This window comes from Burkholderia sp. SJZ089, assembly GCF_007828315.1.
GTDB lineage: Bacteria > Pseudomonadota > Gammaproteobacteria > Burkholderiales > Burkholderiaceae > Burkholderia > Burkholderia gladioli.
Genome location: NZ_VIUM01000012.1, coordinates 132,734 through 144,282 on the forward strand (window position 1 = coordinate 132,734; position 11,549 = coordinate 144,282).

Genomic DNA, 11,549 nt, shown 5'->3' on the forward strand with positions numbered 1-11,549 from the left:
GGGGCCGAGTTGGCAGGTTCAGCGATTGTGCCGGTTCATCTGCACCAGCCGCTCGAACAGGCTCAGATCCTGCTCGTTCTTGAGCAGCGCGCCGGCCAGCGGCGGCACCACCAGCTTGTGGTCGGTCGAGCGCAGCGCCTCGGGCGGGATGTCCTCGGCCAGCAGCAGCTTGAGCCAGTCGAGCAGTTCGGAGGTCGAAGGTTTCTTCTTGAGCCCCGACACGCCGCGCAGCTCGAAGAAACTCTCGAGCGCGGTGCGCACCAGCGCCTGCTTGATGCCGGGGTAGTGGACCTCGATGATGCGCTGCATCGTCGAGGGATCGGGGAACTGGATGTAGTGGAAGAAGCAGCGGCGCAGGAAGGCGTCCGGCAGCTCCTTCTCGTTGTTCGAGGTGATGATCACCAGCGGCCGGTGCCTCGCCTTCACCAACTGGCGCGTTTCATACACATGGAACTCCATGCGGTCGAGCTCGCGCAGCAGGTCGTTGGGGAATTCGATGTCGGCCTTGTCGATCTCGTCGATCAGCAGCACGCAGGGCTCGTCGGCCTCGAAGGCCTGCCACAGCACGCCGCGCACGATGTAGTTGGCGATCTCCTTGACGCGCTCGTCGCCGAGCTGGGAATCGCGCAGCCGCGAGACTGCGTCGTATTCGTAGAGACCCTGCTGCGCCTTGGTGGTCGATTTGATGTGCCACTGCAGCAGCGGCATGCCGAGCGCGGCGGCCACTTCCTCGGCCAGCATGGTCTTGCCGGTGCCGGGCTCGCCCTTCACCAGCAGCGGACGCTGCAGCGTCAGCGCGGCGTTGACGGCGAGCTTCAGATCGTCGGTGGCGACGTATTGCGAGGAACCTTCGAAGCGCATGGCGGCTTGTTTCCAGGCGAAAAATCCCAGTATAAGTCAAAGCCGCTGTTGCGTCGGCGCATCGCTTGGTACTGTAGCGGGCGCTGCGGCGGCCTCCGGCGGGCCTTCGAGGGGTGTCCCGTGGCCGTCGCGGGGCAGGGCCGGCGCGGGTGGACTGCGTCGTCGGCAGCGCGGTACAATCGGGCCGACTTTCGGCCTGCGTGTCTCATCTATAAGCAAAATGACGCGGTCCGTTGCCTTACCGGGCGACAGGTTTTCCCCTCAAGCTAGGTACAAGCTATGAACAATTTCGTCGGCAAACAGGTCGTGGCCGCGGCGCTCATGGCGCTTCTGGCCACCGCATCGCAGGCGGCTGGGGCGGCGGGCAACCCGAAGGACGGGGCCAGCAAGGCTGCGATGTGCATCGGCTGTCATGGCATCGAAGACTACCGCACGGCGTATCCGGAGGTGTACCGGGTACCGCTGCTCGGCGGACAGAATCAGCAATATCTGGAAAACGCACTCAAGGCGTATCGCAAGAAGGACCGGCATTTCGCGTCGATGAACGCGATCGCCGCCTCGCTGAGCGACCAGGACATCGCGGACCTCGCCGCGTACTACGCCTCCCAGAAGCCCGATTCGAAGATCAATCCCTACAAGTAAAGCCCGCGCTGGCGTTTGCTCAGCAGGACAGGAGCCCTCATGAACAAGCATCAACCGGCATTGCGCATTGCGGCGGCGTTCGCGCTGGCCGCCTGTTTCGCGACGGGCGCCGCGCACGCGGCCGACGCGGCGCGGGGCAAGCAGCTGGTCGAATCGCACAACTGCGCCGCGTGCCACGGCACCAAGTTCGACAATCCGATCAACGCCGAGTACCCGCGCCTGGCGGGCCAGCGCTCCGACTACCTGGTCTGGGCCATGCGCCAGTACCAGATGGGGCTCGACAACCCGCTGCTGGGGCGCGACAACGCCATCATGCGCGCCCAGGTGCAGAGCCTGTCGGTCAGCGACATGCAGGACATCGCCGCCTACCTGGAGTCGCTGCCGGGCAGCCTGGTGTTCAAGAAGTGACGGCCTGAGCGGGCGCCTCGCGTCCGCGTCGTCGAGAGCCGCGGGCAGGGCGCGCGCGGCATGCCCCGCTTTGGCGGGGTTTTTTTTGCGTGGTGCCTGGCGCCGGCGCCGTGCGAGGGGCCGCGCCGGTGCCCGTCGGCCTCAGTCGCGCGAGGCGCGGCGCAGGATTCGTTGCAGGTAGGCGTCGGTGTCGGGCGGCGTATTGGTGCGCTGCGCTTCCCAGATCGTCTCGCCCAGGCAGTCCATGATCGCGTGCTGCGCGTCGTGCGCCGAGGGCAGCCGCGCGGCCAGCTTCTCGTGCGCGGCGCGAATGCCCGGCGGCTGGTCGATCGACAACTGCTCGCTGATCGCCAGGTGCATCGACAGGTGCAGGAACGGGTTGGTGCGGCCCGCCTCCGGCGAATACTCGCGCGAGGCGGCGCCTTCGCCCTCGTCGAGCTCGGCGTGGTATTCGGGATGCTCGACGATCCAGTCGGCGGCGATCGCTTCCAGCGGCGTGAGGATCTCGCCCTTGCGCTGCTTGCGGCGGGCGTCGATGAAGAAGCGACGGACTTCGTCGCGGCTCGGGTTGAACATGATTCGGGGGAGGTTGGGGCGCGGCGGCGTGCTGCGGAAGCGGCCATTCTACGCCGGCCGGCGGGAGGCTGCCTCCGGGCGGGGCAGGCCGCGGGCGGGGCCGGGCAGGTGCCTGCCGCGTGGATCGGCATTGTTCCCGACTATCGGGGCGCGAGCGCGCTCGCTAGAATCGATCGCTTGCCGTTGCGCTGCCGCGGCTTCCCCTCATTTCGTTCGCCCAGGCCCATCCATGGTCACCGCCCTTGCCCAGGCCCCGTCGTCCGCCGCCGTTCGCGGCGCCCTGTTCGTCGCGCTGTCCGCCGTCGCGTTCGGCGCGATGGCGATCTTCGGCCGCTATGCCTATGCCGCCGGCGTCGACGTGCTGGGGCTGCTGATCGTGCGCTTCGGCATCGGCGGCGCGCTGCTGGCGCTGATCGCGTGGCGGCGCGGCGTGGCCTGGCCCGGCGCACGCGCGCGAGTGCGCATCGCCGCGATGGGCGCGCTCGGCTACGTCGGCCAGTCGTTCTGCTATTTCACCGCGCTGCAGCATGCGCAGGCCAGCCTGGTGGCGCTGCTGCTCTACCTGTACCCGGCCTTCGTGACCCTGCTCGCGGCCTGGTGGCTCGGCGAGCGGCTGACCCGCGTCAAGGCGATGGCCCTTGTACTGTGCGTGGCCGGCTCGGCGCTGATGGTGGGCGGCGGGCATGGCGAGCCGCTCGGCATCGCGCTGTCGCTGGCGGCGGCCGTGATCTATTCGCTCTACATCGTGGCCGGCACGCGCGCCACGCGCGGCGTGGACCCGCTCGCGACCACCGCGATCATCTGCATCGCCGCCACGCTGATGTTCACGCTGATCGCCCTGGCGCGCTGGGCTGCCTTCGGCGTCGCGCCGCAATGGCCGCAGGCGGGTTCGGGCTGGCTCGCGCTGGTGGCCATCGCCCTGGTGTCGACGGTCGGCGCGATGCTGGCCTTCTTCGCCGGGCTGTCGCTGCTGGGCGCGGCGCGCACCGCCATGCTCTCGACGCTGGAGCCGGTGGTCACGGTGGCGCTGGCCGCGCTGCTGTTCGGCGAGGCCTTGTCGCCGATGCAGTGGGCGGGAGGCGTGGCGATCCTGGTGGCCGTGCTGTGGCTGGTGAAGGCGGGCGGCAAGGCCGACGACGCGGCGACCGCCACCGCGAATGCCTGATCTGCGCGGCGGGCGGATTCTTGAACGATGCCGCGCAACGCATCGCAGTGCGAATCAATCGGCGCGGGGCGCGGCGAGGTCGGACCGGCGTGATGCAGACTGGACGACGCGGTGCCCGGCCGGCGGGCACCGCGCCGGTCTCATTCGAGCGGCGCCGGCGTCTTGGGCTTGAAATCGCAGAGCGGTTCGATCGCGCAATGCCAGCATTCGGGCCGGCGCGCCTTGCAGACGTAGCGGCCGTGCAGGATCAGCCAGTGATGCGCATCCTGCAGGAATTCCGCCGGCGTGAATTTCTCCAGCGCGATCTCCACCGCGCGCACGTCCTTGCCCGGCGCGAGCCCGGTGCGATTGGCGACGCGGAAGATATGCGTGTCGACGGCGATGGTCGGATGGCCGAAGGCGGTGTTGAGCACCACGTTCGCGGTCTTGCGGCCGACCCCGGGCAGCGCCTCGAGCGCCTCGCGATCGGCAGGCACCTCCCCTGCATGCTGCTCCAGCAGGATCCGGCAGGTCGCGATCACGTTCTTCGCCTTGGTCTTGTAGAGCCCGATGGTCTTGATGTAGTCGGTCACGCCGGCTTCGCCGAGCGCGAGCACCTGGCTGGGCGTGTTCGCCACCGGGAACATGCGCCGCATCGCCTTGTTGACCGACACGTCGGTGGCCTGCGCCGACAGCATCACCGCGATCAGCAGCTCGAACGGCGTGCTGTATTCGAGCTCGGTGGTCGGGTGCGGATTGAGGCTGCGCAGCGTTTCGTAGATCGCGCGTCGTTTGGTGGCGTTCATGCGTTGCGTGGCGGTTGGGTCGGCGAATCGTCGCCGGGTTGGCCCTTCGATTCGTCGGCGGGTCGATCGCCGGCGCCCGACGGCTCGCCGTCGGCCTGCGCAGCCTGTTCGGCCATGCGACGTTCCTGCTCGATGCGCCGGCGGCGCGCCTCGGCCGCGTCGATCTGCGCCTGCACGGCGGGGCTCACGTTCTCGGTGTTCTTCGGCGCCTCGCCGCTGGCGGCCAGTTCTTCCTTCTTCTTGCGCGCGCGCTCCAGCGCCGCCGCGATGATCGCGCGTTTCTTCGCTTCGGGATCGTCGGCGGGCGCGGCGGGGCTCGATGCGGCAGGGGCAGACGCGGCGGCCGCGGCGGTTTGCGCGGCCTGCGCCGCGCTGGCCGCACGACGGGCGGCGGCGCGTGCCTCGGCGGCCTCGCGCTCGCGGCGCTGGCGCGCCACGTGCTGGTCGTGCCGCGCGCGCGCCGCGTCGGCCTGCTGCTGGGTCCAGGCATCCCAGCCGGTGTGCTCGCCGGTGACCGGGATCATCGCGATGCAGTCGACGGGGCAGGGCGCCACGCACAGGTCGCAACCAGTGCAGAGTTCAGCCACCACCGTGTGCATCTGTTTCGGAGCCCCGACGATCGCGTCGACCGGGCAGGCCTGGATGCACAGCGTGCAGCCGATGCAGAGCTGCTCGTCGATCACGGCCAGCGGCCGCGGGCGCTCCTCGCCATGCTCGACGGCCAGCGGGATCACCGGCTTGCCGAGCAGATTGGCGAGCCGCTCGATGCCTTCGTGGCCGCCGGGCGGGCATTGGTTGTAGTTGGCGCTGCCGTCGGCGATCGCCTCGGCATACGGACGGCAGCCATCGAAGCCGCACTTCGTGCATTGTGTCTGGGGCAGCAGATCTTCGATGCGATCCGCGAGTTTTCTGGTGTCGGTCACGGTGACGGCGGGGCTGGGCGCGCGCCAGGGCGGGGTGGATCGGCGCGGCCCGAATGGTTCGACAAAGCGTAATTATCGCCGATTTCCCGCCTTGCGCTCGGCTGCGCCTGTGCGCATAATCAAGGCGCATTTCTTGCTCGACCGCAGCAGGTGCCGCCGCCTACCCGGCCGGTCGGCGCCCCCGGTGCCGGAGGCGTGTGAGGCGCACCGGCAGTGCCGACAGGATCACGCGGGCCCAACCCATGAATCAGCCAAAAATCAAAAGAGATCCCGAAGGAACGCGGCGACGCATCCTGCAAGCCGCTGCCGAGGAATTCGCCAGCGGTGGCCTGTTCGGCGCGCGTGTCGACCAGATCGCCCGCCGCGCCGAAACCAACGAGCGGATGCTCTACTACTATTTCGGCAGCAAGGAACAACTGTTCACGGCCGTGCTCGAGCAGGCCTTCTCCGCCCTGACCGAAGCCGAGCGCGTGCTCGATTTCGACGGCGTGCCGCCGGTCGAGGCCGTCACGCGGCTGGCCCATTTCATTTGGGATTACTACAGGGATCATCCCGAGCTGCTGCGGCTCATCAACAACGAAAACCTGCATGAAGCGCGCTACATTCTGAAGTCGCCGCGCACGCGCGAGATGATCTCGCCGCTGGTGCAGACGCTCGGCAGCGTGCTGGCGCGCGGGCAGAGCGCGGGGCTGTTCCGCTCGGACGTCGATCCGCTGCGCTTCTACGTGACCTTGTCGGGCCTGGGCTACTACATCGTCTCGAACCGCTACACGCTGGCCGCGATGCTCGATCGCGACTTCAGCACGCCCGACGAGCGCGCCGAGATGGTGCGCATGAATACCGACATCCTGCTCGCCTACCTGCTGCGCCGCTGATGCCTCCCGGCGGCGCGCCGCGCTTGCCGCGATTATCGTTTCCGAAAACAAGAACGCGCCGTTCGGCGGCATGAGCCGAACGGCGCGTTCTCGCGTCTGGCGACGCGGCTTGCCTCAGATCGTCTTGCGTGCGCGCGGCGCACGCGCCGGCGAAACCTTGGGCGTGGTGGCGGGCTTCGCCGTCTGCTTCGCGGATTTTTTCGCGGCGGCCGATTGGCTGACCGGCTGGGCGGCGGCGCGGCGCGTGGCGGTCGAGCCGCGCTTGGCCGCGGCGGCGCGTCCCGCGCTCGAGGCCGTATCGTGCGCACTGGCGCCTACCAGCGCCGCAGCCGGTGCCGGCGTTTCCTGGACACCGTTGCCGGCGCTGTTGCCGCCGGCCGGATCGTCGCTGCCCGGCGCCACGGGTGCCGTGCCGTCGGCGGTTTTCGCCGCCGGCTGATGCTCGCGGATGAATTCGCGCAGCTGCGGGTAGATGATGGTGCGCCAGCGGCGGCCCGAGAAGATCCCGTAATGGCCGCATTTCTCGGCGGTCAGGCTGCGGCGATGCTCGCCGGGAATGCCGGTGCAGAGTTCCTGCGCGACGTGGGTCTGGCCGCTGCCGGAGATGTCGTCGAGTTCGCCCTCGATCGTCATCAGCGCGGTGGCCTTGATGTCGGCGGGTTTCACGCGCTCGCCGCGCACGTCCCAGGTGCCCTCGGCCAGGCCGAACTCCTGGAACACGATGCGGATGGTGTCCAGGTAGTACTCGGCGGCCATGTCGAGCACGGCGTTGTACTCGTCGTAGAAGCGGCGGTGCGCCTCGGCATCGTCCTCGTCGCCGCGCAGCAGGCTCTGGTAGAAATCCCAGTGCGATTGCGCGTGGCGCTCCGGGTTCATCGCCACGAAGCCGGTGTGCTGCAGGAAGCCCGGATAGACCTGGCGGCCCTCGCCCGGATAGTTGGCCGGCACCGTGTGGATCACGTTGTTCTCGAACCAGGCCATCGAGTGATTGGTGGCCAGCGAGTTCACCGAGGTCGGGCTCTTGCGCGCGTCGATCGGCCCGCCCATCATCGTCATGGTCAGCGGGGTGTCCTCGCCGCGGCTCGCCATCAGCGAGATCGCCGCCAGCACCGGCACGGTGGGCTGGCACACCGAGATCACATGCAGGTTGCGCGCGCCGATGTGGCGGATGAATTCCTGGATGTAGTCGACGTAGTCATCGAGATGGAACGCGCCCACCTCGACCGGCACCATGCGCGCGTCGATCCAGTCGGTGATGTAGACCTTGTGGTCCTGCAGCATCGTGCGCACGGTGTCGCGCAGCAGCGTGGAATGGTGGCCCGACAGCGGCGCGCAGACCAGCACCACCGGTTCTTCCTTGAGCTGCCCCACCGCGGCGGAATCGTCCGCATAGCGCTTGAAGCGCATCAGGCGGCAGAACGGCTTCTCGATGATGGTCTGCTCGACGATCGGGATCTGGTGGCCATCCTTCTCGATCTGGTGCAGGTCGAATTCGGGTTTCTCGTAATCCTTGCCGAGCCGGTACATCAATTCATAGGCAGCGGCCCAGCGCGTGGCGCCGGGTATCAGCGAGAGCGGGCTGGACGGATTCGCGAAGGATTTCGAGGCCGCCTGGGCCCAGGCGGTCAGCGGACTCAGCAGCGCCCGCTGGAACTCGTGCATTTGGTAAAGCATGAAGAAGGCTCCCGAGGGGAGGACGTCGCGGGGGCATTCGAGGCCGCGGCGCGCGGTGGGGTCCGGGGCCGGACCGCGCGAGCGGTCGGCCAGTCGCGTTGATCATATCGGGTTCCATGTCATGTCGCAATGCAGCATTTTCCCCATGTCGGCGCGATCTTGCGAAGTTTGACGAATCGCGGTCTTGACTTCTCCTTGTCGCAAAATCCGCGGCCCAAACCCCTGCCGCGGCCTCAGCGGCCGTCGGTTTCGACCGCCACCGGCTGCCCGGCGGCCTGGGCCATTTCCTCCTCGTGGTGCATCAGGTTCATGGCCGTGTGGACCAGCGCGACGTGCGAGAAGGCCTGCGGGAAATTCCCGACCTGGCGGCCCTCGACGGGATCGTATTCCTCGGCCAGCAGGCCCAGGTCGTTGGCCAGCGACAGCAGGCGGCGGAACAGCCGGTGCGCGTCGTCGATGCGCCCGAGCAGGGCGTAGTTGTCGACCAGCCAGAAGCTGCAGGCGAGGAAGGTACCCTCGCCGGGCGGCAGGCCGTCGTCGAAATCGGTGGTGCGATAGCGCATCACCAGGCCGCCGTGCAGCAGCTCGCGCTCGATCGCCTCGACGGTGCCCACCACGCGCGGGTCGGAAGGCGGCAGGAAGCCCACCAGCGGCAGCATCAGCACGCTGGCGTCGAGCTCGTCGCTGCCGTAGCTCTGCGTGAAGGCCTGCTTGGCCTCGTTCCAGGCGTTGGTGCAGACGTCCTCGTGGATCGCCTCGCGCAGCGCGCGCCAGTGGTCGAGCGGCGCGGGCAGGCGGAACTGCTCGGCCGACTTGATGGCGCGGTCGAACGCGACCCAGGCCATGATCTTCGAGAAGGTGAAGTGCTTGCGGCCGCCGCGCGTCTCCCAGATGCCCTCGTCGGGCTCGCGCCAGATCTTCTCGAGATGGGTGAGCAGCGCGCACTGTACCGACCAGACCGTATCGTCGGCCTGCAGCCCGCCCACGCGCGCCAGGTGCAGCGCGGCCATCACCTCGCCGAACACGTCGAGCTGCAACTGGTTGGCGGCGTTGTTGCCGATCCGCACCGGCTTCGAATCCTGGTAGCCGGGCAGCCAGTCGAGCTCCATCTCGGGCAGGCGCCGCTCGCCGGCGATGCCGTACATGATCTGGATCTGCTCGGGGGAGCCGGCCATCACGCGGCCCAGCCAGGCGCGCCAGGCGCGCGCCTCGTCGTAGTAGCCGGCGCGCATCAGCGCGAGCAGGGTGATGGTGGCGTCGCGCAGCCAGCAGTAGCGGTAGTCCCAGTTGCGGGTGCCGCCGATGTGCTCGGGCAGCGAGGTGGTGGGCGCGGCCACGATGCCGCCGGTCGGCTCGTAGGCGAGCGCCTTCAGCGTGATCAGCGAGCGCCGCACCGCGTCGGCGTAGCGGCCCTGGATCGGGCAGCGTGAGGACCATTCGAGCCAGTGGTTCTCGGTGCGCGCCAGCATCGACAGCGGCTCGCGCGCCGGCGGCAGGCGCAGGTGCGAGGGCGCGTAGCCGAGCGAGAAGGGCACGCGTTCCTCGGCATGCACGGTGAATTCGGCGACGGTGCGCAGGTTCTCGCCCGCGAGCGGCACCGGCGTGCGCAGCACCACCGTGTCGGGGCCGGCGATCGCCTTCATGCCGGCCTCGCGTGACAGGCGCGTGACCCAGGGGATCGAGAAGCCGTAGTCGAAGCGCAGCACCAGCTCCATCTGCATCGGCACGTGGCCGCGCTTGCCGATCACGATGCGCACCAGCTCGGACCAGCCGTTGCCGGGCGGCATGAAGTCGACCACGGTGACGGCGCCGGTCTCGCATTCGTAGTCGGTCTCGAGGATCAGTGTCTCGCCGCGATAACGCCGCGAGCTGGCGGTGATGCGCGCCTCGGCGCTTGGGCGGATCAGCCAGCGGCCGTGATCGGGCGTGCCGACCAGGGCGGCGAAGCAGGCGCCCGAATCGAAGCGGGGCCAGCAGAGCCAGTCGACCGAGCCGTCGCGTGAGATGAGGGCAGCCGTGTGTCCGTCGCCGACAAGTGCGTAGTCTTCGATGAGGGCTGGCATGGTGGGCAAATTCTCCGTGATGCTGACGTTTGGCTTTCCGGGCCGGCGCCATCGGTCGACGGCGGCGCACGTGGCCCCTTATACTGCGCACGGACGAGGCGGGCAGGGCCGCTCGCATCGTCGGACAATCACAACACTTGAGGCGTTTCGGTGCAAGGAAGTTCCGACGGCCTGGCCGATCAGCACCGGCGCCGCGCCAAATTCGAGAGGTTCATGCGTATGTCATCGCTCAGGCTGGGTCACTGGATCAAGGGTTTCGCCGTGGTGCTGTCGCTGTCCGCGACGCACGCGTTTGCGCAGGATACCGCCAATGCGCCGAACGATGCCGTCTACAACCTGCTGGTCGGCACCTATACCGATTCCGGCAGCGACGGCATCTACGTCTACCGGTTCGATACGCGCACCGGCGACGTGTCGACGCCGATCAGCTCGATCAAGACGGTCAACCCCTCCTACCTGCTGCCGAGCCGCGACGGCCGCTTCGTCTATGCCGTCAACGAGCTGCCGGGCGACAACGGCCCGGCCAGCCAGCGCGGCGGCGTGAGTGCCTTCGGCTTCGACGCGAAGACGGGCGCGCTGAATTTCCTCGATCGCGTGTCCTCGGAAGGGAACGATCCCTGCTACCTGAGCCTGTCGCCGGACGGCAAGTACCTGGTGACCGCCAACTACTCGGTGGCGGCCGACCCGGGCGGCAGCTTCACGCTGTTCCCGATCGAGGCCGACGGCAAGGTGGGCGCCTCGGTGCTGAACGTGCATCACGAGGGCAGCGGCCCGGTGAAGGGCCGCCAGGACGGCGCGCACGTGCATTCGACGGTGTTCTCGCCCGACGGCAAGTACCTGTTCGTGCAGGACCTGGGCGCCGACAAGATCTTCGAATACCGCTACACGCCGGACGGCACGCGCGGCCTGATCGGGCCGACCGAGTCGCGCTACACCATCGTGCCGCCGGGCACCGGGCCGCGCCACATGGTGTTCTCGCGCAACGGCCGCTTCGCCTATGTGACCAACGAGCTGAAGGGCAGCGTCGACGTCTACGGCTATCACGACGGCAAGCTGAGCCACCTGCAGAACGTCAAGCTGTCCGCGCCGGATTTCCATGGCCAGGAAGGCGGCGGCGCGCTGCACCTGTCGCCGGACGGCCGCTTCCTCTACGCGACCAATCGCGGCGATGCCAACGAGATCGTCGCGTTCCGGATCGACGCGGCCAACGGCAAGCTCGCCTTCGCCAGCCGCCAGTCGACGCTGGGCAAGACGCCGCGCGAATTCCTGATCGATCCGACCGGCAAGTGGTTGATCGTCGGCAACCAGGAAAGCGGCAGCTTCTACGTGTTCCGGCGCGACGTGGCGAGCGGCAAGCTCGATCCGGATGCGCGCAAGGTGGCGCTGAGCAAGCCGGTCGATTTCAAGCTGGTGCCGGTGCAGCAGTAAGCGCGAGCGTCCCTGGACGAACGAAACGGGCGGGTCACCCTGGTGGGTGGCCCGCCCGTTTTTTTCATGGCTTGAGGGATCGCAAGGAAGGTTGCGGGCGCGAAGGTTGCGCAGGCAACGGTCGAGGGCGGTCGGTTGCCGACGATGCG

11 protein-coding genes are annotated in these 11,549 nt (G+C 68.4%); 5 read left to right on the top strand and 6 right to left on the bottom strand.

Annotated features, from left to right (window positions below; all coding sequences use genetic code 11):
• Window positions 1-18: 18 nt before the first annotated feature.
• Window positions 19-861: an AAA family ATPase gene (locus FB600_RS22305; protein ID WP_013698955.1), complete on the bottom strand. Its 843-nt coding sequence runs from the start codon at window positions 859-861 to the stop codon at window positions 19-21.
• A gap of 279 nt (window positions 862-1,140) precedes the next feature.
• Here FB600_RS22305 and FB600_RS22310 point away from each other — a divergent pair, with 279 nt between their 5' ends.
• Window positions 1,141-1,503: a c-type cytochrome gene (locus FB600_RS22310; protein ID WP_013698954.1), complete on the top strand. Its 363-nt coding sequence runs from the start codon at window positions 1,141-1,143 to the stop codon at window positions 1,501-1,503.
• 39 nt (window positions 1,504-1,542) lie between these two features.
• Window positions 1,543-1,911 (top strand): c-type cytochrome, encoded by a 369-nt coding sequence (locus tag FB600_RS22315; RefSeq protein ID WP_047839288.1) that lies wholly within the window; start codon window positions 1,543-1,545, stop codon window positions 1,909-1,911.
• Between the two features lie 141 nt (window positions 1,912-2,052).
• Here the strand turns inward: FB600_RS22315 and FB600_RS22320 are convergent, their stop codons facing one another.
• Window positions 2,053-2,487, bottom strand: coding sequence for a DUF1841 family protein (locus FB600_RS22320; protein WP_013698952.1), 435 nt, complete (start codon window positions 2,485-2,487; stop codon window positions 2,053-2,055).
• A 229-nt stretch (window positions 2,488-2,716) separates the two neighbouring features.
• On the opposite strand from FB600_RS22320, the gene FB600_RS22325 reads away from it, so the two are divergent.
• Complete coding sequence (locus FB600_RS22325) at window positions 2,717-3,652, top strand: DMT family transporter (RefSeq protein ID WP_036049681.1); 936 nt, start codon at window positions 2,717-2,719, stop codon at window positions 3,650-3,652.
• A 140-nt stretch (window positions 3,653-3,792) separates the two neighbouring features.
• On the opposite strand, the gene nth is transcribed toward FB600_RS22325, so the two are convergent.
• Window positions 3,793-4,437: an endonuclease III gene (gene nth / locus FB600_RS22330; RefSeq protein WP_013698950.1), complete on the bottom strand. Its 645-nt coding sequence runs from the start codon at window positions 4,435-4,437 to the stop codon at window positions 3,793-3,795.
• Complete coding sequence (gene rsxB / locus FB600_RS22335) at window positions 4,434-5,360, bottom strand: electron transport complex subunit RsxB (RefSeq protein ID WP_145757357.1); 927 nt, start codon at window positions 5,358-5,360, stop codon at window positions 4,434-4,436. The genes nth and rsxB overlap by 4 nt, the downstream gene beginning before the upstream one ends.
• A gap of 242 nt (window positions 5,361-5,602) precedes the next feature.
• Between rsxB and FB600_RS22340 the strand changes: the two genes are divergently transcribed.
• Entirely contained in the window at window positions 5,603-6,235 is a 633-nt protein-coding gene (locus tag FB600_RS22340; RefSeq protein ID WP_036039502.1) for a TetR family transcriptional regulator, read from the top strand.
• A gap of 114 nt (window positions 6,236-6,349) precedes the next feature.
• Here FB600_RS22340 and phaZ read toward each other — a convergent pair whose 3' ends face one another.
• Window positions 6,350-7,909, bottom strand: coding sequence for a polyhydroxyalkanoate depolymerase (gene phaZ, locus FB600_RS22345; RefSeq protein WP_096750400.1), 1,560 nt, complete (start codon window positions 7,907-7,909; stop codon window positions 6,350-6,352).
• A 233-nt stretch (window positions 7,910-8,142) separates the two neighbouring features.
• A complete protein-coding gene (locus tag FB600_RS22350) occupies window positions 8,143-9,972 on the bottom strand; it encodes a glycoside hydrolase family 15 protein (protein ID WP_013698946.1) in 1,830 nt (609 codons plus the stop codon).
• 219 nt (window positions 9,973-10,191) lie between these two features.
• On the opposite strand from FB600_RS22350, the gene FB600_RS22355 reads away from it, so the two are divergent.
• Complete coding sequence (locus tag FB600_RS22355; protein ID WP_013698945.1) at window positions 10,192-11,400, top strand: lactonase family protein; 1,209 nt, start codon at window positions 10,192-10,194, stop codon at window positions 11,398-11,400.
• The last annotated feature ends 149 nt before the right edge of the window (window positions 11,401-11,549 follow it).